At 68.5% G+C, this 22,931-nt stretch carries 27 protein-coding genes; 13 read left to right on the forward strand and 14 right to left on the reverse strand.

What is annotated here, in order from left to right:
* The first annotated feature begins 171 nt into the window (after positions 1-171).
* Genes LPA45_RS18190 through LPA45_RS18200 form a run of 3 tightly spaced genes read left to right on the forward strand, consistent with a single transcriptional unit; the run spans position 172 to position 1,695 of the window.
* Positions 172-555, forward strand: coding sequence for a hypothetical protein (locus LPA45_RS18190; RefSeq protein ID WP_317921637.1), 384 nt, complete (start codon positions 172-174; stop codon positions 553-555).
* A gap of 36 nt (positions 556-591) precedes the next feature.
* Positions 592-1,038, forward strand: coding sequence for a PA2169 family four-helix-bundle protein (locus tag LPA45_RS18195; protein ID WP_317921636.1), 447 nt, complete (start codon positions 592-594; stop codon positions 1,036-1,038).
* A 30-nt stretch (positions 1,039-1,068) separates the two neighbouring features.
* Complete coding sequence (locus tag LPA45_RS18200; RefSeq protein ID WP_317921635.1) at positions 1,069-1,695, forward strand: diguanylate cyclase; 627 nt, start codon at positions 1,069-1,071, stop codon at positions 1,693-1,695.
* Positions 1,696-1,747: 52 nt separating this feature from the next.
* Here LPA45_RS18200 and LPA45_RS18205 read toward each other — a convergent pair whose 3' ends face one another.
* The 3 genes from LPA45_RS18205 to LPA45_RS18215 form a co-directional block, all read right to left on the reverse strand.
* Entirely contained in the window at positions 1,748-2,089 is a 342-nt protein-coding gene (locus LPA45_RS18205) for a hypothetical protein (protein WP_116321451.1), read from the reverse strand.
* Between the two features lie 81 nt (positions 2,090-2,170).
* On the reverse strand, positions 2,171-2,749 hold the full coding sequence (locus tag LPA45_RS18210; RefSeq protein ID WP_317921633.1) for a CinA family protein: 579 nt from the start codon (positions 2,747-2,749) through the stop codon (positions 2,171-2,173).
* Positions 2,746-3,351 (reverse strand): DUF421 domain-containing protein, encoded by a 606-nt coding sequence (locus LPA45_RS18215; RefSeq protein ID WP_116321449.1) that lies wholly within the window; start codon positions 3,349-3,351, stop codon positions 2,746-2,748. The genes LPA45_RS18210 and LPA45_RS18215 overlap by 4 nt, the downstream gene beginning before the upstream one ends.
* Before the next feature lie 250 nt (positions 3,352-3,601).
* On the opposite strand from LPA45_RS18215, the gene LPA45_RS18220 reads away from it, so the two are divergent.
* From LPA45_RS18220 to LPA45_RS18235, 4 genes are all read left to right on the forward strand, one after another.
* Positions 3,602-4,744, forward strand: coding sequence for a flavodoxin family protein (locus LPA45_RS18220; RefSeq protein ID WP_317921631.1), 1,143 nt, complete (start codon positions 3,602-3,604; stop codon positions 4,742-4,744).
* Between the two features lie 68 nt (positions 4,745-4,812).
* Positions 4,813-5,376, forward strand: coding sequence for a BON domain-containing protein (locus LPA45_RS18225; RefSeq protein ID WP_116321499.1), 564 nt, complete (start codon positions 4,813-4,815; stop codon positions 5,374-5,376).
* Positions 5,377-5,392: 16 nt separating this feature from the next.
* Positions 5,393-5,671, forward strand: a complete 279-nt coding sequence (locus tag LPA45_RS18230; protein ID WP_317921628.1) for a BON domain-containing protein — start codon at positions 5,393-5,395, stop codon at positions 5,669-5,671.
* Positions 5,672-5,766: 95 nt separating this feature from the next.
* On the forward strand, positions 5,767-6,084 hold the full coding sequence (locus LPA45_RS18235) for a hypothetical protein (protein ID WP_317921627.1): 318 nt from the start codon (positions 5,767-5,769) through the stop codon (positions 6,082-6,084).
* A 63-nt stretch (positions 6,085-6,147) separates the two neighbouring features.
* On the opposite strand, the gene LPA45_RS18240 is transcribed toward LPA45_RS18235, so the two are convergent.
* Positions 6,148-6,369 carry a DUF2188 domain-containing protein gene (locus tag LPA45_RS18240; RefSeq protein ID WP_116321445.1) on the reverse strand — a complete coding sequence of 74 codons (222 nt, stop codon included), beginning with the start codon at positions 6,367-6,369 and terminating at the stop codon, positions 6,148-6,150.
* Between the two features lie 197 nt (positions 6,370-6,566).
* Between LPA45_RS18240 and LPA45_RS18245 the strand changes: the two genes are divergently transcribed.
* Positions 6,567-6,875: a hypothetical protein gene (locus tag LPA45_RS18245; RefSeq protein ID WP_116321444.1), complete on the forward strand. Its 309-nt coding sequence runs from the start codon at positions 6,567-6,569 to the stop codon at positions 6,873-6,875.
* Positions 6,876-6,940: 65 nt separating this feature from the next.
* Here the strand turns inward: LPA45_RS18245 and LPA45_RS18250 are convergent, their stop codons facing one another.
* From LPA45_RS18250 to LPA45_RS18265, 4 genes are all read right to left on the reverse strand, one after another.
* On the reverse strand, positions 6,941-8,344 hold the full coding sequence (locus LPA45_RS18250; protein WP_317921626.1) for an MFS transporter: 1,404 nt from the start codon (positions 8,342-8,344) through the stop codon (positions 6,941-6,943).
* Positions 8,345-8,516: 172 nt separating this feature from the next.
* Positions 8,517-8,747, reverse strand: coding sequence for a DUF2783 domain-containing protein (locus LPA45_RS18255; protein ID WP_116321442.1), 231 nt, complete (start codon positions 8,745-8,747; stop codon positions 8,517-8,519).
* 36 nt (positions 8,748-8,783) lie between these two features.
* On the reverse strand, positions 8,784-10,502 hold the full coding sequence (locus tag LPA45_RS18260; protein ID WP_317921625.1) for an FAD-dependent oxidoreductase: 1,719 nt from the start codon (positions 10,500-10,502) through the stop codon (positions 8,784-8,786).
* 56 nt (positions 10,503-10,558) lie between these two features.
* Positions 10,559-11,518: an MBL fold metallo-hydrolase gene (locus LPA45_RS18265; protein WP_317921624.1), complete on the reverse strand. Its 960-nt coding sequence runs from the start codon at positions 11,516-11,518 to the stop codon at positions 10,559-10,561.
* Positions 11,519-11,849: 331 nt separating this feature from the next.
* Between LPA45_RS18265 and LPA45_RS18270 the strand changes: the two genes are divergently transcribed.
* Together LPA45_RS18270 and LPA45_RS18275 are read left to right on the forward strand one after the other, a co-directional pair.
* On the forward strand, positions 11,850-12,719 hold the full coding sequence (locus LPA45_RS18270; RefSeq protein WP_317921622.1) for an IclR family transcriptional regulator: 870 nt from the start codon (positions 11,850-11,852) through the stop codon (positions 12,717-12,719).
* On the forward strand, positions 12,716-13,576 hold the full coding sequence (locus LPA45_RS18275) for an IclR family transcriptional regulator (RefSeq protein ID WP_317921621.1): 861 nt from the start codon (positions 12,716-12,718) through the stop codon (positions 13,574-13,576). The genes LPA45_RS18270 and LPA45_RS18275 overlap by 4 nt, the downstream gene beginning before the upstream one ends.
* 9 nt (positions 13,577-13,585) lie before the next feature.
* Here LPA45_RS18275 and LPA45_RS18280 read toward each other — a convergent pair whose 3' ends face one another.
* A complete protein-coding gene (locus LPA45_RS18280) occupies positions 13,586-14,566 on the reverse strand; it encodes a tripartite tricarboxylate transporter substrate binding protein (protein WP_116321437.1) in 981 nt (326 codons plus the stop codon).
* 134 nt (positions 14,567-14,700) lie between these two features.
* Positions 14,701-16,668 (reverse strand): PAS domain-containing sensor histidine kinase, encoded by a 1,968-nt coding sequence (locus LPA45_RS18285; protein WP_317921620.1) that lies wholly within the window; start codon positions 16,666-16,668, stop codon positions 14,701-14,703.
* A 240-nt stretch (positions 16,669-16,908) separates the two neighbouring features.
* Between LPA45_RS18285 and LPA45_RS18290 the strand changes: the two genes are divergently transcribed.
* The 3 genes from LPA45_RS18290 (at position 16,909) to LPA45_RS18300 (ending at position 18,966) form a co-directional block, all read left to right on the forward strand.
* Positions 16,909-17,697, forward strand: a complete 789-nt coding sequence (locus tag LPA45_RS18290) for a helix-turn-helix domain-containing protein (protein ID WP_317921619.1) — start codon at positions 16,909-16,911, stop codon at positions 17,695-17,697.
* Entirely contained in the window at positions 17,694-18,086 is a 393-nt protein-coding gene (gene flhD / locus LPA45_RS18295) for a flagellar transcriptional regulator FlhD (protein ID WP_317921618.1), read from the forward strand. Before LPA45_RS18290 ends, flhD begins: the two co-directional genes overlap by 4 nt.
* 88 nt (positions 18,087-18,174) lie before the next feature.
* The gene (locus LPA45_RS18300) at positions 18,175-18,966 is read left to right on the forward strand and encodes a hypothetical protein (RefSeq protein ID WP_317921617.1); all 792 of its coding nucleotides are present in this window, start codon (positions 18,175-18,177) and stop codon (positions 18,964-18,966) included.
* Positions 18,967-19,079: 113 nt separating this feature from the next.
* Here LPA45_RS18300 and gabD read toward each other — a convergent pair whose 3' ends face one another.
* The 4 genes from gabD to LPA45_RS18320 all read right to left on the reverse strand — a co-directional run bounded on the left by gabD (position 19,080) and on the right by LPA45_RS18320 (position 22,634).
* Positions 19,080-20,528, reverse strand: a complete 1,449-nt coding sequence (gene gabD / locus LPA45_RS18305) for an NADP-dependent succinate-semialdehyde dehydrogenase (protein WP_317921616.1) — start codon at positions 20,526-20,528, stop codon at positions 19,080-19,082.
* A 173-nt stretch (positions 20,529-20,701) separates the two neighbouring features.
* The gene (locus LPA45_RS18310; RefSeq protein ID WP_116321433.1) at positions 20,702-20,911 is read right to left on the reverse strand and encodes a DUF3079 domain-containing protein; all 210 of its coding nucleotides are present in this window, start codon (positions 20,909-20,911) and stop codon (positions 20,702-20,704) included.
* 128 nt (positions 20,912-21,039) lie between these two features.
* Entirely contained in the window at positions 21,040-21,255 is a 216-nt protein-coding gene (locus tag LPA45_RS18315; protein WP_116321432.1) for a hypothetical protein, read from the reverse strand.
* A gap of 119 nt (positions 21,256-21,374) precedes the next feature.
* Positions 21,375-22,634 carry an AI-2E family transporter gene (locus tag LPA45_RS18320; RefSeq protein ID WP_116321431.1) on the reverse strand — a complete coding sequence of 420 codons (1,260 nt, stop codon included), beginning with the start codon at positions 22,632-22,634 and terminating at the stop codon, positions 21,375-21,377.
* Positions 22,635-22,931: the final 297 nt, after the last annotated feature.

Here is a 22,931-nt window from a genome sequence, read left to right on the forward strand (position 1 = left end):
CGAAAGGCAATGTGCGCCTGACGCTACCGCTTGTAAAAAGTACCGGCTTCGCCATGACCGATGGCAAGAAGCGGCCGGGTGAGCGCCCGGGTGCCACACAGGCGGCCCGAAGGCGCGTTGCCCGGTACGCTTCTTGCCCGGTGTCACGATGGACCAACCGGGGAAACGTGCATGGACTGGTGGCTGGAGGCTACGCAGTGGCCGGCGATGGTGGTGACGGTGCTTGCCACATGGCTGGTCGGGTCGCGCTCCATTGCGCGGCGCCGCGCAGGTTTCTGGGTGTTCATGGCCAGCAACGTGCTGTGGATCGCCTGGGGATGGCATGGCGATGCCTACGCGCTGATCGTGCTGCAGCTGGCGCTGATCGCGATGAACCTGCGCGGCATGCGCGAAGCGCGCAAGGCCGGGCAAGCGGCATCGCACCGGGCCTTCAACGCGGCGCGCGACAGCACTGGCAACGCGGGCGCGGGGCCACTATCCTTGTCCGGCGCCGACATGCGCCAGCTGCGGGGCGACCGCCGGCAACCGCCGGGCTCGGCCGGCCCTGATCGATGACTCTACGGGTCCGGCCGCGGACCAGGCAGGTGTGCGATGGCAAAGAAAAAGATCCTGGTGCTCAACGCGCTCATCGCGGTCTCGCGCGAGGGCGAACACGATTGCCGGCGCGCGGCGCTCGCCGCTGCCAATCCGCATCTCAAGTCGGTGCTGACCAGCCGCGCCAATGCCTTTGCCCTGGCGGCGCAGGAACTGCAGGCGTGCCTGCTGCAGCTCGGGCAGTTGCCGGAGGCCATGCCGGCCGCGGCGTGCAGCGCCGGGTCCGGCAAGCACCGTTCGGATCGCGCCATCCTGCACGCGGTCAGCAAGGGCGAACAGGCGGTGCAGCGGCGCTATGCACGCGCGCTCCGCGCGCACGTGCTGGGCTCGCGCCTGCGCGCGGTGGTGCGGCGCCAGTACCGCGGCGTGCAGGTCAGCCATGAGCTGTTCCGGGTGCTGCGCCAACAATACCGTTCGCAACCGTCGCAACCGGCGCGTCCGTAACGGAACAATCGGGACACTGTCTCATCCACCATGCCCACTGCTGCTGCAGACCTGCAAGCGTTCGAACATGCCGCGCGCCTGGTGCTGATGTACGGTCTGGTGCCGCTGTGGCTGCTGGCCGGCGCGGGCGACTGGCTGTGCCACCGCCTGACGCACATCGAGCGCAACGCCGGCGTGCGCGAATCCTGGCTGCACATGCTGATGCTGGCCGAGGTCGGCCTGCCCCTTCTGATGGTGCTGTTCCTGGAGGTCAATGCGCTGGTGATCGCCGTGGTGCTGGCGGCGCTCGTGCTCCACGAGGCCACGGCGTGGTGGGACGTGCAGTACGCGAGCAAGCGCCGCCGTATCGCGCCGGTCGAGCAGCATATGCATAGCCTGCTCGAAGTCCTGCCGATGGCTGCCGCCTCATATGTGGTGGTGATGTACTGGGGCCAGTTCCTGGCGCTGTTCGGCGCGGGCAGCGAACCGGCGCGGCTGGCGCTGGCATGGAAACCCGCACCGCTGCCGCCGGGCTACCTGGCCGGACTGTTCGTCGCGGTAGCCTTGCTGGCCGGCCTGCCTTACCTGGAAGAGTTGTGGCGCTGCCACCGCTGGCGCAAGCGCGAGCGCGAAGCCGCGCTGGCGCAGGCGACCCGGGCGCTGCGCGGGGATACCTAGGCAGCGCCCATCCGGCGTGAGCCCGTCCGCTGCAGCTCCGCCGGGATCGCGCTTACTGCTTGGGCGCCGGGTCCGGTGAATCGCCCTTCGGGCCGCTTGGCGCATCGGCGGTCGGTGCCGACGGCGTGCCCTGTTCGCGTGGCTTCTTGCTGCGGGCGGTGTTTGCCTCCTTGCCGGATTTCGCCTTGGACTTCTTGGCGGTGTCCTTGGTGGTGTCGGCCGGTGCCGTGGTCATGTCGGTGGCGGCTGGCTGGTTGCGCGAAGCGCCGGCGCCTTCGATCGGTGGCGCGCTTGGATTCGGCGCGGTAGGCGAGGCCGGAGCCTGTTGGGCGAAGGCCGGCAGGCAGAGCGCGGCGCCGACGACCAGTGCCGTGGTAGCGAGGATGCGTTTCATATGGGTCTCCATTGCAAGACTACGTCGGTCGGGCCCAGGGCCCTGGGTTATGCCGTTGCGCCGCGAGGCGTGGCCGGCAATTCAGTCGCGGGCCGCGGTGCGGTTGCCTTCGCCGCGGCGCGCCAGTTGGTGGTAATGGCAGATCCGGGCCAGCGCCCAGTCCGCCGCGGCTTCCCGCACGGCGTTGCGCTCGCCGGGGAAGCGTCGGGTTTCCGTGAACACCGCCACGCCCGCCGGCGCCGCCAGCACATCATGGCCGGCATGGCCGGGCCGGCGGAATACCCACGCAAAGCACTGCGTGCCGGCCGGCGTGTCGCCATCGCCGCCGTCATCGGCGACACCAGTGTTCGCCAGAGCCAGGTCGGCGCCGCTGAGTTGCATCGCGCCAAGCGCCATCGCCGTTGATACTTCTTCGCTGGTCAGGCCGTGCCGGCGGATGGTTTCCGTGGGCACACGCAGCAACTGCTCCTTGGCCGACGGCGAATACGCCACGATGGCGCAATACAGGACATCGCCGCAGCCCGGCACCTCGGCGATGCGCGAGGCGATCAGTCCCGCCGTGCACGATTCCGCGGTGACTACGTGGATCCCTTGGCGCCGCAGATAACGGGCGACGCTGCGGTGATCGCCGGAACCGGTGGCAGCCTCGGGGCGGCTCATTGACGCGCACTCCGGGGCCGGACCGGCACCCCATTGCCGCGCGACACGGTCGGCGTGGCCGCAGCCGGGCTTTGCTTCGCGGGCTCGTCGTCCCTGGGCTGGCGCACGAACGTCACCTTGCCGTCGCGCTCGAGCACTACGCGCGTCAGGTCGGCAAAGCTGTCGGTCTGCAGCGTCGCGCGCAGGTTGGCTTGCAGGTCTTCCTCGGTCAGCATGGCACGGCGCACCCGCCCGCTATCCAGCTCCCCCTGGCTCAGCAGGTCGAGCGCATGCCCGCCGGTGAGACGGTCGAAGGCGGGATAGCGGCCCGACAGCCAGCCCACCGCGCGGTGCAGCAGTACCAGCACGAACGCGGCGGCGAAGGCCACCGCGAACGACGTCGCACCTACCACCACGCGCGCCAGCACCGCGCCCAGCAGCAGCACGATGCACAGGTCGAACGAAGACTTCTGCGCGAAGGCCCGGCGCCCCGCCAGCCGCAGCATCGCCCAGGTGCCGACGAAGACTATCGCGGCGCGCACCGCGCCTTGCCACCACAACAGGTCATCGCCTTCGCCCACGGCGTTTCGCATCAGATCGGCCAGAATTTCCACGATGTCCATGTCGGCACCCGGAGTGGAATTTATGGCAGCGGCGGCAGGTTCCGTGCCAGCGTGGTGTCACCGGCCAGGCGCCGCCCGGGCGTCGTGCCCGCGTCATTGGCGCGCCCAAGCGGGGAAAAATGTACATGCAGCGTCAGCCGGGACCTTGTAAAAGCTGCGTGGCAGCGCGCGGCGCACTTGGTGACGGACGATGGCGTCTATCTTGCATGTCCGGTAGCAGGGCATGCACGAGAGAACCACGGAGACACCTATGCCAGACCCGACGCACAAGCCGGACCCGCCGGCGCCGGATGCACCCCGCAAGCCGCGCCATCCGGGCGACCCCGCCGACGTGCGCATAGGACAGGTGACCGGGCCGGTTCCGCGCGACACCTTCCGGCTGCGCTTCATGGCGCGCTTCACCGACCCTGCATACCGCGCGGAGGATGATGCGCTGGCGCGGCTTGAGCGCATTGCGTGGGAGGCGTACCACGAAGGCCGCAAGGCGCCGCTGAAGCGCAAGGCGGGCCCCGGCTTCGCCGATCCGGACTATGAGTTGTCCGACGAATGGCGTGCCGCCAGCGAGGCGATCCGCGCGGCCCAGCAACGCCAGGCCGACCCCGCCACGCCGTCGCGCGTGCTCCTGGTCTGTGCTGCCGCGCGCAACGACTACACCTGCCCCGGCGAGATGTCGAAATCCTGGCGGCTGGCACAACGTGCGCGCGCCACGCTGGAAGCGCAGGCGATGGAAGTCGATATGCTCGACCTGAGCCTGCTGAGCTCTGATGCCGACCTGCACATCCATCCATGCAAGGGCTGCGTCTCGACGTCGATGCCGCTGTGCCACTGGCCGTGCAGTTGCTACCCCAACCACGCGCTCGGCCAGGTCAACGACTGGATGAACGAGATCTATCCGCGCTGGGCCGGCTGCCATGGCGTGCTGATCGTCACGCCGGTCTACTGGTACCAGGCCACCAGTCCGCTGAAGCTGATGATGGACCGGCTGGTCTGCGCCGACGGTGGCAACCCGGATCCGACGAGCACGCAGGGCAAGGACGCGGTGCGTGCCAAGTCGATCGAACTGGCGGGGTGGGACTACCCCAAGCACCTCGCAGGCCGTACCTACGGACTGGTGGTCCACGGGGACGTGGCCGGCATCGAAGGCGTGCGTCGCGCGCTGTCCGACTGGCTCGACTGGATGGGCCTGGTCGATGCCGGGCAGCAGGCGCGGCTGGACCGGTTTATCGGCTACTACAAGCCCTATGCCACCAGCCACGCTGAACTGGACGAGGATGAAGGCGTGCAGGTCGAGGTGGATAACGTGGCACGCGCGCTGGCGTGCGCGGTGCAGCAGCTGCGCGCCGGCAAGCTCAGCGAGCCCGACCGCGGCCTGCTGCCGCCGCGGCAGAAATAGCGGTGCTGTAATTAGCGGTGCTGCAAATCGCGGTGCTGCAGATTGCGGTGCTGCAAGCGGAGACGACAATGGACCGTAGAGACAACCGGCGTGGAGAACCCTGGCATGAAAGCGCCGGGCCAGACACCGACATGCGCAGCCACTACGTGGGCGCCTATGGCGTCTACGACTATGACGAGCCGGTGGACCCCGGCGAGTTCGGCGGCACGCAGGGCACGCAGGGCGGGCAGTCGGGCAGCCCGCCCGAGGCACGCGCCCGGCAGGCGCCGCGCGGGCGCGATCCTTACCGCCAGTTCACCGGCTACAACGAGCGCATGGACCTTTACCGCGGTGGCCCGCGCCAGGCTCGGCCGGTAGGCCCACGCAACTATCAGCGCAGCGACGCGCGCATCCTGGAGGACCTGTGCGAGCAGCTCGCGCACAGTGCGCGGTTGCAGGTGGAAGATGTCGAGGTTCGGGTCGAGCAGGGCGTGGTCACGCTGGAGGGCAGCGTGCCGCAGCGCCAGCAGAAGTACGGGATCGAGGATGTCGCCGATGAGGTCTATGGCGTCAGGGAGGTGGTCAACCACCTGCGCGTGGCGCGGGGCGACACTTCGGCGGTGCACCCCGGCCACGGCATGCGCATGTACTGACGCCGGAGGGCCACGCATGCAGGATCCGTCGAATCCGCCGCGCACCAATCCACGCGGCACGGCTGTCACGGCCGCCGACACCGCACTGCAGGCAAAGCTGTGCGCTCGCCTGTGGGACAGCGGCCTGGATGTCAGCGAAATCGCACTCAACGTCGCCGATGGGCGCGTCACCATCGAGGGCGCGATCGGCACGCATGCGGGCAGCGAAGCGATCGAAGCCTGCATTCGCGCGGCTGGCGGCGTGCGCGAAGTGGTCAACCACGTGCGCGTGGCGCCGGACCGTACCGGGGGGTAGGCATCGTCGCGTGAGGGCTATGGCACGACTTTCGCATCGGCCCCGGCTTCACGGCCGGGAACAAGCGTGTTGGCCGACCGATCAAGGAGACCGCCATGAAGCACCTTGCAAGCTTTGCACTGGCCGCGTTGCTGAGCGTGCCGGCCTGGGCACAGACCACGACCACGCGGCCAGGCGCCGACACGCGCGCCCCTGGCACAGCCGCATCCGACGTCAAGCCGGGGCAAGGCGATACGCGCCGCGCCACGCCAGCCACGCCAGCTTCCCCTTCTGCAAGCAGCGGCCGCGCGACACCGGCCACGCCCGCCACGCCGGGGTCGCCCGCGGTGAACGAGGGACCGCAGTCGGCGCAGCGATACGACTATCCGGCTTCAGAGCCGAAGGCGCCGAAATCCCGCAAACAGATTTTGTAGCCAGGTTTTATAGCCGGGATGGCCAGGTTTCCGGCGCTCCCGGCGCGGTCTCGGGATCGGGGCTTAGCCCGGTATGGTGCGCGGATCGTGGCCGAAGCTGTTGCGCGAGCGGATCTGGCCATCGCGGCCATGGATCAGCAATTCAACACGGTCGCGCTGCGCCTGCGTAGTCGCGGCGGCGATGGCTTCTTCCTGGGTGGCATGGTGGGATTCGGCGTAGCGGGCGCCTTCGCGGATCACATCCCAGCCGTCCTGATGCGGCACAACGTGTATGCTGGTGCCCATTTTGCTGTCTCCTCGGCTGTCGATTCCTTTATTGTCGGCGATCTACGCCGGCTGTCTATCCGGCGGCGTCTGACAGGCCGGAGAAGTAGCCCTGGACAATGCGCGGAGGGCAGCAAGCCAGACTTCCGCACTGAAATTTCTGGTTATTTGGCGGCCCTCTTGTAAGCTGGATTTGGATTGCATTAGAGGAGCGGGCCATGCGTGCAAGATTTGCCAGGGGGCTGACGCAGTCGCCGGTGACCGTGGTGGCACGGGCGTTCGACGGAGAAGCTGTGCGGGCACCCCAGGTTGGCGACCTGGTGACCGTGTACAGCCAGGACCAGGACACCGAATTCAATATCCGCCTGAACGAAGCGGTCGAGCCCGGCCGCTGGCGCGGCGTGGTCTACGCGATCGGCCGCGGACAGGATGTGCTGGTGACGGCTGAAGGGCTGGAGATCGACGATGTGGTCGAGGTGGTGCGCGAGGAGATCGCGCAGGTCATCCCCTGCGGCCGGTCCCACTAAGCGCCGCACCCGCTCGGGTGCGGACATTCCGGTTTGACGAAACCCGTGGCAGGCCTGCCTTCTGATTACTCCTGGTCGGCCTGGCGGGATCCTTGCGCGGGCTGGCGTGGCACGCCCAGCCACATCGCAAGCCCGCTGGCGAGCAGCAGCGCCGCCAGCAGCAACAGCGCATGGTCGAGGCTGCCGGTGCGGGTCTTGATCTGCCCGATCACCCACGGACTGACGATGCCGCTGGTAATGCCGACGCTGCTGATCATGGCGATGCCGGCCGCTGCGCTCGCACCCGGCAGGTAGCTGGGCGGCAGCGACCAGAACACCGGCAGCGCGGCAAAGATCAGCACCGCGGCAACCGACAGGATCGCCAGCATTGCCGCCAGGCTGGTCGGGTGCAGCGTGAGCGCGGCCAGCGCCAGCGCGCCGCCGGCGGTGCACAGCAGGAAATGGCGGTGGCGCTCGCCGCTGCGGTCCGAATGGCGCGCGATCAGGATCAGCCCCACCGCGCCGACGGCATTGGGCACCACGGAATACAGGCTGACCGACATCACGTCGCTGATGCCGAAGTCGCGGATGATCAGCGGCATCCAGAAGCTCAGCGCGAGCGAGCCGCACGTCAGCGAAAAGTAGATAAAGGCGAACAGGTACACGCGCGGGTTGCGCAGCACCGTGCGTAGCGCCTGCAGCGAATGGCCGCCTTTTCTCGCTTCGGCCGCGTTGCCCGCCTCGCCCGCCGCGGCGCGTGTCAGGTAAGCGCGCTCGTCGGCGCTGAGCCAGCGGGCCTGTTCCGGGCCGTCCACCAGGCAGCGCGCGGCGATCAGTCCCAGCAAGACCGCGGGCGCGCCTTCGATCGCGAACATCCACTTCCAGCCCTGCAGGCCGAGCACGCCGGCCATGTCGCGCATGATCCAGCCGGAGACCAGGCCGCCGAGCACACCCGCCACCGCCACGCCGGCAAAGAAGATCGCCATCACCGCGGCGCGGCGCCGTGCCGGGAACCAGTAGGTCAGGTAGAGCACGATGCCGGGAAAGAAGCCCGCCTCGAACACACCCAGCAGGAAGCGCAGCGTGTAGAACTGCGCCGGCGTCGACACGGCCATCATGCCCACCGAGGCCAGGCCCCACAGCACCATGATGCGGGTGAAGGTGCGGCGCGCGCCGAAGCGCGCCAGCAGCATGTTGCTCGGTACTTCGCACAGCACGTAGCCGACGTAGAAGATCGCGGCGCCCAGGCCGTACATGGCATCGCTGAAGCCAAGGTCCTGCTTCATCTGCAACTGGGCGAAGCCGATGTTGATGCGGTCCAGGAACGAGACCACGTAGCAAATAAACAGGAACGGGATGATGCGCAGCCACACCTTGCGGTAGAGCGCGTCTTCCTCGCGCGCCGCCAGCGCTGGCAGTCCGGGAAGGGTGGTGGGGGTCGCGGGCGTCAGATGCAGGGACGCAAGGTCCCCTGAGACCGGATGGCTCATGCTGTTTGTCTCCGTACGGTGGTGGCTGCGGGCGTTGCGTCGGGATGGTTGCAGCCAGGGATGGCGCCGCCGGGCGCGTCTGTTGCGCGCTCGTTGGCGGCCCGGGGTCAGCCGGGGGAAAAGCGCGGGGAAAGAGCGGAATGGGACGCGGCCTGGCCGCGCCCGTGCCGGGTCAGGCTGCCGGCGCTACCGCGGACGGCATGTCGGCCACGCCTTCGCGCGCTGCCTGCAGCGCGGCCAGCAGCACGTCGTGGTCGCCGATATGGTTGGCCAGCAGCAGGATCAGCTGCGCGTTGGCGGCCTGGCTCTGGGCGTCGTCGAGGCCGCGGTGCATCTCGATCAGCGCTTCATAGAAATCGTCGGGCCGGGCCAGGTTGGGTTGCGTATTGAGGGTGGCGGGCATGTTGTCGTCTCCTGTTCTCGTGCTGTCCGGCGTGCCTCAGGCGGCGATCCGGTCCGGGGCCGGTGCGGCCAGGCCGGCGCCGGTGGCGCGCGCCAGCGCGGCGCGGATCGCGGCAGGGTCCGCGCGGCGCCAGCGTGCGCACACATGCTGGTCGGGCCGCACCAGGTAGCAGGTGCCGGGCCTGGCGCCGTAGCGGGCCGTGGCCAGGCCCTGGTCGTCGCGCAGCACGATGGCGTTGGTACAGGTCATCGCCGGCTGCTCCGCATCCGTGACGTAGACCAGCCGCAGCGGTACGTTGCCTTGCCTGAGCGCGGACAGGTCTGCCAGCGTGGCGGCATCGATGGCATCGGGATTGCCGAACAGCAGCACGGTGAAATCCTGCCCCAGGTGCGACAGCAGCCAGCCGGCACCCTGCGGCCCGGACACCGGCGCATCGGCACAGACCGCGCCCGGCACCATGTTGCCGGCATAGCCGTCATCGGCGTCGCCGGTGTTCAGCGGCGAGCCGTGCAGCACCGCGGGCACCGACAGGCGACCGCTGTTGACCAGGCCGCGGGCAAAGGCGTGCCGCTTCGACAGTGTCAGCACCGCGTCGCGGAACACGCGGCTGACGGCGCTTTTTGGCGTGATGAAGTCGGTGGCGCGGGTCGAGTTCAGGAGGTTCTCGTCAGCGGCGTATTCGCGCTCGCTGGCGTACGTATCGAGCAGGCTGTCGGCTGCATGGCCCTGCAGCACGTAGGCCAGCTTCCACGCCAGGTTCTCCGCATCCTGCACGCCGCTGTTGGCGCCGCGCGCCCCGAACGGCGACACGCCATGCGCGGAATCGCCGGCGAACAGGATATTGCCGTGGCGGAAGCTGTCCATGCGCAGGCACGAGAACGTGTACACGCTGACCCATTCCAGCTCGAACTTCACGTCGTTGCCGAGCAGCGCCTGCACGCGCGGGATCACGCGCTCGGGCGTTTTCTCCAGCACCGGGTCGGCGTCCCAGCCGAGCTGGAAGTCGATGCGCCAGACATTGTCCGGCTGGCGGTGCAACAGCACAGACTGGTTGGGGTGGAAGGGCGGGTCGAACCAGAACCAGCGCTCGCTGGGAAAATCCGCTTCCATCTTCACGTCGGCAATCAGGAAGCGGTCGCGGAAGGTGCGGCCCTTGCTGTCCAGGCCCAGCAGCTTGCGCATCGGGCTGCGCGAGCCATCGGCCGCCACCACGTAGCGCGCGCCCAACGGGTAGCAGCCTTCTGGCGTCTCGATGGTCAGCACCGCGCCGTCCGCGCGCTGCTCAAGCCCGACCACCTTGTTGTGCCAGCGGATCTCGATATTGGGCAGAGCCTGCGCGCGCTCCAGCAGGTAGCCTTCGACGTAGTACTGCTGCAGGTTGATAAAGGCCGGGCGGCGGTGGCCGCTTTCCGGCAGCAGGTCGAAGCTGTAGACCTGCTGGTCGCGCAGGAACACCTTGCCGACGTTCCAGCTCACGCCTTTTTCCACCATGCGCTCGCCGCAGCCCAGCCGGTCGAAGATATCCAGCGTGCGCTTGGCGAAGCAGATGGCGCGCGAGCCGGTGGACAGCGTGCAGTCGTCGTCGACCAGCACCACGCGCACGCCGCGCTGCGCCAGGTCGATGGCGGTGGCCAGCCCGATCGGGCCAGCGCCCACCACCACGACAGGATGGACCGTGCTATCCGCCTGCCCGGCGCCTTGTTCCGCGCACGGCTGGTACTCAAACGACATCCGCTGGTAGTCGATGCTGCTCATTGCCTGTCTCTCCATCCAACTCTGTGTTGCCCGACTTGTTATGGGTCTTCGGTTGCTCAGTCCTGCAGCGCGGCCCACATTTCCTTGTCGCGCTGCGCGGTCCAGATGCGCGGGTGGCGGATACCGCTGGCTTCGTCATAGGCGCGCGAGACGTCGAACGGCAGGCAGTGCTCGTAGATAAAGACCTGGCCGAACTTGGGATCCATGGCGCAGCGCGCATGCGCCATCGCGGCCTTCAGGTCGAGCTTCTCGGCTACGGCTTCCTTGCCCGACTGGAACAGCGTGGTGACAAAGTCCTTGGTGTAGGCGAGGCCTTTCCTTACCTCTTCCGGCGTGGTCAGCGCGGGGCCGCGGCCGGGGACCAGCTTCTCGGGGTTGAGCGCCTGAAGCGCGTCGAGCGTGGCGGGCCATTCTTCCAGCTGGGCGTCGCCGCAGTAGCAGGCGGCGTCGTACTCGACCAGGTCGCCGGAGAACAGCACCTTCTGCTGCGGCAGCCAGACCACGGTGTCGCCCTTGGTGTGGCCCGAGCCCAGGTGGGCGATGCGGACTTCCAGCTTGCCGAGGAACAGCGTGATTTCCTTCTCGAACACCAGCGTCGGCCAGGTCAGGCCGGGCACGGTTTCGACACCGGCGAACAGGCGCGGGAAGCGCTCGATTTCGGACTTCATGTCCGCCTCGCCACGCTCCACGATCATTTCCCACGTACCGCGGCTGGCGATGACCTGCTGCGCGCCCTCGGCGAAGTAGGCGGAGGCGCCCAGCACGCGCACCGCGTGATAGTGCGACAGCACCACGTACTTGATGGGCTTGTCGGTGATGGTGCGGATGCGCGCGATCAGGTCCTGCGCCATCGCCGGCGTGGCGGTGGTGTCGACGATCAGCACGCCGTCGTCGCCGATCACGACGCCGGAATTGGGGTCGCCCTCCGCGGTGTAGGCCCAGGCGTTCTCGGACAGCTGGGTAAACGTGACTTGCTTGGCTTCGAGGTCGGCCTGGGATGCGAATGCCTTGGACATGGCGTCTTCCTTGGTGTGGGGGAGGCAAGACGGCACGTGCGCTCGTATTTGCGCTTGCATGTGCCGCAGGACTGGACGGCGGCACGGGCTGTCTCGCCCCCGTTTCTATGGGTCTTCCACGCGGTGGTGCCTGCGTGTTGCGACGGGGTAGTGCAATCTTAGGAAACGCCGCCAGATTAATCAATAGCTAATTCGTTCGTCTATAACAAATTTATAGAAGGCCGCCGAGGGAACGGGTTCTCGCTGTAATTTGCCGCGGGTTAACCCTGATCCGAGGGCGCGCGGATGGCGTTCGATTAATATCCGGGTTTTCCGATCACACAGGGTGGCGATGGCCAGGGGCAAGGCAACCGGCGCGGCCGGCAAGGCTGAAAGGGAAGGCAAGCCGGAACAAGCAGGCACGGCAGATAAGGCAGACAAGGCCCAGCGCGGCATCCAGAGTGTGGAGGTCGGCGGCCGGCTGCTGGCTGCGCTGGCGGCGGCGCGCGTTCCGATGCCGCTGGCAGCGCTGGCCGAGGCCGCGCAGCTGGCGCCAGCGCAGGCGCACGCCTACCTGGTCAGCCTGACGCGCCTGGGCCTGCTCAAGCGCGACCACGTGTCCGGCCGCTACGAGCCCGGGCCGTTGTCGCTGCAGCTTGGCATGCTGCGTCTGGAGCAGGATCCGGCCTACCGCGCCGCGCTGCCGCGCGTCGACGCGCTGGCGCAGTCGTCGGGCTTCAGCGTGGCCATCAGCATCGCCGGGCCGCAAGGGCCCACCATCGTGCGCTACGTACCCGCCAGCGCGCCGCTGCACGTGAACCTGCACGTTGGCACGGTGATGGCACTGGCGGCCACGGCCACCGGCCGCGTCTACTGCGCGTTCGGGCCGCCGGCGCAGTGGCAGCCGCTGTGGCGCGCGCAGCAGCCGGACGCGACCGACGCACAGCAGGCGGACTTCAGCGCCGCACTGCAGGCAATCCGCGAGCGCGGTATCGAGCGCAGCATCGACACGCCCAGTCCCGCGATCAGCAGCCTCAGCGTGCCGGTGCTGGACGCTGCCGGGGCGTTGCGGCTGGTGCTGACGCTGGTCGGTTCGACCGGCGCCATCGACGTCGCCTGGGGCGGCACCGCCGCACGGGCGCTGCTGGCAGCGGCGGCGGATATCGCCGCGGCCTTGCGCGACGAAGGTGCGGAAGGAAAGGAAGAGGAAAGCCCTGCATGAGCCCGAGCCGCATACCCGATCCGGCCGGCATCGCCAGTCCGGATACCGACGCCGAAGGCGGCAAGACGCAGCGGGGCATCCAGTCCCTGGACAGCACCGGCCAACTGCTCGGCGCGCTGGTGGCCGCTGGGCGCCCGCTGGCCTTGCGCGACCTCGCGCTGGCCGCCGGCATGCCCGCGGCCAAGGCATTCCCGCACCTGGTCAGCCTGCAGAAGACCGGGCTGCTTGCGCGCGATGCCGCCGGCAATTACCTGTGTGGCGCGCTGGGACTGGAGCTCGGGCTGGTCGCGCTGCAGCGGCTATCGCCGACGCGCGAGGCCGAGCCCGAAGTGATCGAACTCGCGGGCACCACCGGCCTGAGCGTGGCCATGGCCGTGCTGGGCCCGATGGGTCCGACCGTGGTCAGGCTGGAGGAATCGGCGCGGCCGCAGCATGTCAGCCTGCGCGTCGGCACGGTGCTGTCGCTGGTCCATACCGCGATCGGCCGCACCGTGGCGGCGCACTTGCCCGACAACGTGCTCGCCGGCCTGCTGCGGACCGACCATTTGCGCATGGCCGGTGCTGCCGCCGAGCAGGTGCTGGCCGAGGACGGCAGGCTGGCGCCCGATTACGCCGCCCGGCTGGCACGGGTGCGCGCGGCGCAGATCGACAACGCGCTGAGCCACCCGGTGCCGGGCATCGATACGCTGGCCGCGCCGGTGTTCGACCATACCGGCAGCCTGGCACTGGTGATCGCGGTGATGGGGTCGACCGGCAGCTTCGACAGCGGCACGGAAGGCGCGCCCGCCGCGCTGGTAAGCCAGGCGGCACGGCGGCTGTCGTGGCGCTTCGGCGCGCTGCGCGGCGCGGCAGGCTGACTCAGCCGGTTACTGGTCCAGCCGGATATTGGCGGATTTGATCAGGCCGTCCCACTTCTCGTACTGCGCGCGGATATAGCTGCCGAACTGCGCGGGCGTGGCCGGGAACGGCACCGTGCCCTGGCTGGCCAGCTTTGCCGACAGCTCCGGCTGCTTCAGCGCGGCAACGATCTCGCCGTTGAGCCGGTCGATCACGGGCTTGGGCGTGCCGGCCGGCGCGGCCACGCCGAACCACGCGGTCAGTTCATAGTTGGGCACGCCCGCGGCGGCCAGCGTCGGCACGCCCGGCAACTGGTCCGAGGGCTTCTGCGTGGTCACCGCCAGCGCGCGCACGCGGTTGTCGCGGATATACGGCAGCGCGGTGGAGACGCTGTCGAACATCATGGTGATGCGGCCGCCGATCAGGTCGGTCATCGACGCGGCGCTGCCCTTGTACGGAATATGCGCGATATTGACACCGGCGAGGTGGGTAAACAGCTCGCCTGCCAGGTGCGAAGACGAGCCGTTGCCGAACGAGCCGTAGGTCAGCTTGCCCGGCTCCTTGCGCGCCAGCGCCAGCAGTTCCTGCACGTTGCGCGCCGGCACCGAGGGGTGTACCACCAGCACGTTGGGCAGGTAGGCCACGGAGGCTACCGGAGCAAAATCCTTGAGCGGGTCGTAGCCCGGCTTGTCATACAGGCTCTTGTTGACCGCGAGCGAGCCAAAGGTGCCAAACAGCAGCGTGTAGCCGTCGGCCGGGGCGCGCGCCACGGCGATAGCCGCCAGGTTGCCGCCGGCGCCGGGCCGGTTGTCGATCACCACCGGCTGGTGCAGCCGCGCCGACAGGGCATTGCCGATTTCGCGCGCCAGCAGGTCGGTCGCGCCGCCGGGCGGAAAGGGCACCACCAGCCGGACCGGCTTGTCCGGGTAATCCGCCAGTACCGTGCCTGCCGCGGTGGCGGCGAATGCGAACAGCAGCCCGCTGGCTGCGCGCCTGATCCAACCCTGCATCGCTGTCTCCTTCATCTGTTTATTGGCGATGGAACGGGCCTCAGTGTGTCGCAGTGCGCGCAGGCGCGGGTTTGGCTTTGGCGAAGGTGGCCTTCCGCCGCCTGCACGCGTGCAGCGGGCGGTCGCGGTGCAGCTTATTCGGGCCGCTGCAGCCGGGCGATGGTGCCGAACAGCGTTTCCAGCTCCACCGGCTTGACCAGGTGCGCATCGAACCCCGCGCGCTCGCTCTGCTGCCGGTCGGCGGGCTGGCCGAAGCCGGTCAGCGCGACGTAGCGGGTGTGTTCGGTGCCGGCCACGCCGCGCATGGCGCGCACCACCTCGAAGCCGTCCATGCCCGGCATGGCCAGGTCGATCAGCGCGATATGCGGGCGGCAGCGCGGCGCCACGTGCAGCGCTTCGGCGCCATCGTAGGCAATGGTCACGTCGTGGCCGCACATTTCCAGCAGCATCGCAAGGCTGTCGGCGGCATCGCGGTTGTCGTCGACCAGCAGGATGCGCTGTGTCTGCAGCGCGGCGCTGGCCGGGCTGCCGGCTGCGGCACGTCCCGGAGGTTGCGGCGTGGCGGCTTCATGCACCACCGGCAGCGGCAGGCGCAGCGTGAAGGTGCTGCCCATGCCAGGACCGGCGCTGGCGGCGGCAATGGTGCCGCCATGCAGCTCCACCAGCGCGCGGCACAGCGACAGGCCGATGCCCAGCCCGCCCTGCGTATCGGTGCCGGGGCGGCTTTCCTGCACGAACATGTTGAAGATGTCTTCCATCGATTGCGGCGCGATGCCGCGGCCCTGGTCGATCACCTGTACCAGAAGGGTACGGTTTTGTACGGCGGTGACGATGCTGATGGTCGTCTGCGCCAGCGAGAACTTCGACGCGTTCAGGATCAGGTTCTGCATCACCTGCACCAGCCTGGTCTTGTCGGCGTGCATCCGGATCGACGCGGCATGGGTCTGCACCGCGACGCGCTGCGACTTGGCATCGAGCGACGGCCGTGCCGCCTCGATGGCGAGCGCGATCACTTCGTTGAATTCCAGCGTTCCGGTGCGCAGCTCGATGCGCCCCGAGGTGATGCGGCCGATGTCGAGCAAGTCGTCGACCAGCCGGCTCAGGTGCGTGACCTGGCGCTCGATCAGGCTCAGGCCCCTGTCTGCCAGCGCCGCGTCGCCGGGTGCCAGGCGCATCGCCGCCAGCGCGCTGTGTACCGGTGCCAGCGGATTGCGCAGCTCATGCGACAGCGTGGCCAGGAATTCGCTCATGCGCTGGCTGGAGCGCTCCAGTTCCTCGTGGCGGCGGCGCTCGCTCATGTCGCGGGTGACCTTGGCAAAGCCTCGCAGCGCGCGCGATTCGTCGTAGACGGCGGTCAGCGTGACGTTGGCCCAGAACAGCGAGCCGTCCTTGCGCACGCGCCAGCCTTCGTCCTCGACGCGGCCGCCGCGCCGGGCCTGTTCGAGCAACCGCGCCGGCTTGCCGGCGGCAACGTCGTCGGGCGGGTAGAACACCGAGAAATGCCGGCCCAGGATCTCGTCGCGGCGGTAGCCCTTGATGTATGAGGCGCCGGAATTCCAGCTGACGATATTGCCGGCGGGATCGAGCATGAACACCGCGTAGTCCTTCACGCCTTCCACCAGCAGCCGCAGCGTTTCCTCGCTCTGGCGCAGCGCTTCGGCGGTGCGGCGCTGCGCGGTCATGTCGCGCGTCACCTTGCCGAAGCCGATCAGCTTGCCGTCGGCGTCCCTGAGCGCCGTGATCACCACATTGGCCCAGAAGCGGCTGCCGTCCTTGCGCAGGCGCCAGCCTTCGTCCTCGAAGCGTCCGAGCTCGGCGGCGGCCTTGAGTTCGGCATCTGGCCAGTGTCGTGCCACCGCATCGGGCGTGTAGAAAGTAGAGAAGTGCTTGCCCAGAATCTCTTTGCGCGTATAGCCCTTGATGCGTGCCGCGCCCTTGTTCCAACTCGACACATACCCGTTCACGTCGAGCGTGAAGATGGCGTAGTCCTGCACGGCCTCGACCAGGGTCCGGTAGGGTGCGTCGGGGGACGCCTCGGCCCGCTGCTCGCCGGGCGACGCGCCTGCGGCCGGGCCATCAGGGCCGGCGGGGGCTTTTTTCATGGCGAATTCAGGTTCGCATGCATGCCGGCATGCCGCCGGCGTGGTCCGGATATGCGCGCTCGCGGCACGGCGCTGCGCGTCACATAAGGATACCGCGCTCCGCGCCGAAGCAGGCGACCGCCGCGCCGGCGCGGTCGGAAGCTTCGCGATGATGATTCGGAATATACAGATTGTTACGCGATGTGCGATTCATAGAATGGGTCACAAGTTCTTTACGCCGTCAATCTTTGTCACGAGACGATGCAATTGCCACCTACCAGCGAGCGGTCCGCGCCGCCCGACGCCCAGCCGTGCTGCCACAGTTGCCCCCAGGCGCGGGGCTGCCATGCGGCCAGCCTGGTGCAGCACGCGCATCCCGCGGGCGGGCCGCAGCGCAGCGTCCGTCTGCGCAAGGGGCAGCCGCTGTACCTGATCGGCGATCCGGTCACCGCGCTCTATGCGGTCCGCGTCGGCACGGTCAAGACGCATGTCAGTACCGAAGACGGACGCACGCAGGTGGTCGGCTTCCATTTTCCCGGCGAACTGGTCGGGCTCGACAGCCTGGCGCGCACGCGCTACGTGTCGTATGCCACGGCGCTGGAAGACACCATGCTGTGCATGATCGCGGTCGACCTGCGGGGCGTCGCCACAGCCGCCGCGCCCGCGCTGGCCGGCCTGCTGTTCCTGGCGCTCGACTGCCAGGCGCAGCGCGCGCGGGCCATGCAGACCATGCTGGCGCTGATGACCGCCGAGGAGCGGCTGGTGACATTCCTGCTGTGGATGGCCGACGGCTTTGCGGCGCGCGGCTTTTCGTCATCGGCATTCATCCTGCGCATGAGCCGCGAAGAGATCGGCAGCTATGTCGGCCTGACACTGGAGACAGTCAGCCGCCAGTTTTCGCGGCTGGCCGAGATCGGGCTGATCCGCGTACGGCACCGTTGCGTCGAGCTGCTGGACAAGCCCGCGCTGCGCGCCATCGCCGAACGCCCTACGATCTCGGCGTACACCGCCACGGACACCGCTGCCGATAGCGCGGCACCCGTCCAATGACGCGCAAGCCTGCGCACCCGGACGCCGCGGACGCGATCGCAGGCACGACGCCAGACGGGATGAGCCGCGGCGTTGCCGGCACCGACATCCTGCGCGATATCCAGCAGTTGAACCTGTCATACCTGCTGCTGGCGCAGCGCCTGCTGCGCCAGCACGAAGCCGAGGCGCTGTTCCGGCTTGGCATGCGGCAGGAACTGGGGCACGCGCTCGCCGCGCTGACCCCCGCACAGATGATGTCGCTGGCGCGTTCGAGCCTGCTGCTGTGCCGCTTCCGGCTGGACGACTGCAAGCTGCTGGCATCGCTGACGGCGCCCGAGGCGCGGCACCCGCTGCAGGCCCTGCATGCGGCGATCGTGATGGCTTCGCAGTCTGCCGACGGGGCGCCCTGATGGCCATCCCCGGCCAGTCCACGCCCATCCCCGGCGCGCGCCGCGCCACCGCCCGACACGGGCACCGCAACCAACCACGGAGGCATTGATGACGGGTACGGCCCTGAACTACGTCGAGACCAGCCTGCGCCTGACCGGCACCGCGAGCCGGCCGGGCGCCTTCTTGCGGACCCGCACCGAAATCACCGGCATGCCGCACGTGCCGGCCCTGGTCGGCGCGCTGCCGGGGGACGGCAACGCGCAGCGCTCCATCGAAGCCGCGCTCCGCGTCCTCGCACAGGCGGGGCACCAGCCGGTGCGCACGGTGGTTTCCAGCGAGCACGGCCGGCAGGCATCACTGGACTTCTATGTCGAGGCCGACGTGGCGGCCTGCTGCGAACTCGACGGCGCGCTGCAGCGCCAGTTGGCCAGTCATTGCACCAGTGTGCTGCCACCGGGGCTGGCGCTGTCGGTGCGGCCGCTCGGCACGTATGTGCCCGACGGCCCGCCGGCGGGCGAGCACGGCGCGGCGGAGCGCTTGCGCAGGTGTGCCAGCGAACTGCTGTGCCGCGGCGGCGAGATGAACCAGCGGCTGTCGGCGGTGTGCGCCTATTTGGCGGCGCTGCACGAAGCGCAGGCCGCCGCCGAGCGGCTCGGCCATCTCGACCAGAGCCTGTTCGGCCAGGGCCAGGAAGCGCTGTCGTGGCGCCTGCGCCGGCATCGCAGCGTGGAAGGGAGGGCCCTGGCACAGGTGCTGGAAGGGCTGTCGCGGGCCGCCGACGGCGCGCTGCATGAGTTAGGCAGGCCATACAGCGCGGACCATGCCCGCTACCAGTTCGAGCAGATGCAGCGCTTCCACGACCAGATCGAGCGCTTCCGCTCGGCCTGCTCGCCGGAATAGCCCCGTGGGCCCCGCTGCGAGATCAGCGCGGCAAGGGGGCAGGGCGGGTGCAGGGCGGGCGCAGGGCGGGCGCAAGCGCGGCGGCGCGCGCTGAGCGGCGCGCCGCCGCGGCTTCAGATCCCGGCCATGCAGGTGTACTTGATGACCAGGTAATCCTCGATGCCGTAGTGCGAACCCTCGCGGCCGACGCCCGACTGCTTGACGCCGCCGAACGGCGCCACCTCGTTCGAGATCAGCCCCGTGTTGACGCCGACCATGCCGTACTCCAGCCGTTCCGACACGCGCCAGACGCGGCCCAGGTCGCGCGCATAGAAGTAGCTGGCCAGGCCGAATTCGGTGTCGTTGGCCATCGCCACGACTTCATCCTCGGTCTCGAAGCGGAACAGCGGCGCCAGCGGCCCGAAGGTTTCCTCGCGCGCGACCAGCATGCCGGGCGCGACATCGGCCAGCACGGTCGGCTGGAAGAACGAATGGCCGAGCGCGTGGCGCTGGCCGCCGTGCAGCACGCGCGCACCCTTGCCGACGGCGTCGGCGATATGCTCTTCCACCTTTGTCACGGCCTTGTCATCGATCAGCGGCCCGATGCGCACGCCGTCTTCCATGCCGTTGCCGACCTTGAGCGCCGCCACGGCTGCCACCAGCTTCTGCGCAAAGGCCTCGTACACGCCCGCTTGCACATAGATGCGGTTGGCACAGACGCAGGTCTGGCCTGCGTTGCGGTACTTGGACACGATCGCGCCTTCCACCGCGGCGTCGAGGTCGGCATCGTCGAACACGATGAAGGGCGCGTTGCCACCCAGTTCCATCGAAACCTTCTTGATGGTCGACGCGGTCTGCGCCATCAGCACGCGGCCCACTTCGGTCGAGCCGGTAAAGGTCAGCTTGCGCACCAGCGGGTTGCTGCTCATCTCGCCGCCGATCGCACTCGCCGAGCCAGTCACCACTGACAGCACGCCGGCCGGAATGCCGGCACGCTCGGCCAGCGCCACCAGCGCCAGCGCGGTCAGCGGCGTCTGTGAGGCGGGCTTGAGCACCATGGTGCAGCCGACCGCCAGGGCCGGGCCGGCCTTGCGCGTGATCATCGCTGCCGGGAAGTTCCATGGGGTGATCGCCGCGCATACGCCCACCGGCTCCTTGGTGACGACGATGCGCTGGTTGGTGGCGGGTGCCGGAATGGTGTCGCCATAGACCCGCTTGCCTTCCTCGGCAAACCATTCGATGAACGAGGCTGCATAGGCGATTTCGCCGCGCGCCTCGGCGATCGGCTTGCCCTGTTCGGCGGTCATGATGCGCGCCAGGTCTTCCTGGCTGGCCAGGATCAGCTCGAACCACTTGCGCAGCAGCGCCGAACGTTCCTTGGCCGTGCGCGCGCGCCAGGCCGGCAGGGCGCGGTTGGCGGCTTCGATGGCCTGGCGGGTTTCATCGGCGCCCAGCTGCGGCACCTGGCCGACGCGTTCGCCGGTGGCGGGGTTGGTCACGTCGATACGGCGCTCGCCATCGATCCAGCGGCCGTCGATATAGCACTGCTGCCGCAGCAGCGAAGAATCCTGGAGGTTCAGCATGATGGTTCCGGTGGGAAGCGGTAGGGGCTGTGGGCGGAAGGGCTGGGTAGCCTGAAGGCGATTGTAATCCCGCCCGCGTTGTGGTTCTTGCCGCCACCGCGTGCGACACTGCCCGATCCCGTGATCGGGCATCCGCGCGACGCCATCATCAGTTTGTGGAGTTGCGCGGCCGGTTAAACCGGTGCGGGTCCGCGCGCAGTGGTGTCAGGGACGTCAATGCCCCAGTCGCCGTAGTCGAGCCAGTCGTCACCGAGCAGCTCGATGGGATGCTGCGTCCGGCTGGAGCCGTTGCCGCATCCCATGGCGTCCGTGGGGCAATATTTGTCGCAACCCCAGCAGACGCGCTCGGGATGGCTCGGGTGGAGGGGAAATTTCTTGGCCATGGCGTGAGGGGCGGGCGGAAAGGGCCCGTCTGAGCCAAATTATCCGGCCGCCCATCCAATGCAGATTTGCCCAAGATCAAGGCGGGCCGAAGCACAGCGTTGGCTTGCCGATTGCGCCGGGCGCAGCTTCAGCGCCAGCCCTCGGCGTCCAGCCGGGTCCACCGGTCCGGCGCCTCGCCGTCGGCGGAGGCCAGCAGCAGGCTTTCGCCGCAATCGCCGCAGCGGTACACGAAGGCATTCTGGCCGCTGGTGGTGCGCAGACGCGCCGACTTCAGCAAGCTCGAGTGAGGCGGGAAATGGCCCGGCCGGTCCAGTTGCGACAGGCAAAGCTCGCACAAAGGCATGTTGGTTCCTCCAGCACGAATTCCACAGCAGGAAAATGCTGTGGTGCAGCATCCGTGGGTTGAGTATAGGTGCGGGGACTTGCGCCGGTGTGGCACGGGATGGTGGGGAAGCGAACGGACTATTCGCCAAGGAACTCGGCCACCACTTCCAGCCCTTCGATATGGTCGGCCACCACCTTGGCAATGGTGATCAGCGGGATGGCGAGGAGCATGCCCCATACGCCCCACAGCCAGGTGAACAGCAGCAGCGCGACGAATACCGCGACCGCATTCATCCTGGCCATGCGCCCGGTCATCCAGGTGGTAATGACCGAGCCGATCAGCGTGGCGATCAGCAGCGACCCGCCCGCGGCTGCCGCAGCCATGCCCAGCGTGCCGAACTGCATGAACGTCACCATGCCCAGGCACACCGCGATCGCCATCGCGCCGAAGTAGGGCACCAGGTGCAGCGCCGCCGCGGCAATCGACCAGCTCCCCGCGTTATTGACCCCCAGCCATTTCAGCAGCAGCCAGGTACAGACGCCCAGGGCCGCATTGGTCACCAGCAGCATGCCCATGTAGCGCTGGATCGAGCGGTTGACCTCGTCCAGCATGTGCACGCTGATTTTCTTTTCCGAGATGGTATTTCCGACCATCTTGACGAACTTGCGCTTGAAGGTGTCACCCGCCAGCAGCAGGAAATACAGCAGGAACACCACCACGACTGCCTGGCCGGCCATGGTGAAGACGCTCACGGAACCGGCCAGCAGCATGTTGTTGATCTGGTCGGGCGAGTGTTCCACCACCACGTGCGGCACGCGCACCGGCGGCGGCTGCCCGGTGCCGCTGAGCACGGTGGCGGCGCGCCGGACTTTCTGCCACATCGAATCGTCGCCACTCAGCAGGGCGCCGACCGAGCGGGACAGCTTGCTGGCGACCTCGGGCAGGCTGTTGACGATGGACTCCACCTGGCCTTGCAGCAGATAGGCGCCGCTGAGCAGCGCGCACAGCACTGCCAGCAGCACCAGCGTGCCGGCCGCCACGCGGGGCATGCCCAGCCGCTGCAGCGCGCATACCGGCGGGTCGAGCAGGTAGGCGAGCACGATGGCGATCACGACCGGCACGAGGAAATCGCGGGCGATATGCACGGCGTAGAGCGAGAACAGCACCGCCAGTACGACCAGCGCCGTGCTGGCACGCTGCAGCGCCGCCGACACCGTGGCAGACGCGACCGTGACCATCGGTCCGTCGGCCGGGGCCTCCGATCCGGCCGCTTCCGTGGGGGCACTGTCCTCGGGCGCGGCGGTGTCCGGCACGCGCACGCTCCCTTCGCCCGAGGCAGGGGCGGGCGGCGCGGCATGCGGCAATGGGGAGGGAGCGGGGTCGGGAATGGTCGACATAGCCGGGCGCTTCGGCAAAAGGCGTGGCACCGTCCTTGAAAGATAGCTGTCTGGTGGCGCGCGGCTGTCGGACGCTGCCGGCTACTGGTGTCAGACAAGCACGGCAGGGCGGCGCCGGGGGGCCGCCCGCATGGGCCCCACATTTGCACGTGAAGCACCTGATGAATATCGCCCGGGCGCCCGAAATAACCGCAATTGTGGTGTCTCCATGTTGTATTTCAGAAGCTCGTGAAAATGTTCCATCCAATGTCCCATTGAGGTGCCAATAAATCCTTTGATATCGTTCGCAACCGGCTG

It is taken from the genome of Cupriavidus sp. Agwp_2, assembly GCF_040784895.1.
In the GTDB taxonomy this organism is placed as follows: domain Bacteria; phylum Pseudomonadota; class Gammaproteobacteria; order Burkholderiales; family Burkholderiaceae; genus Cupriavidus.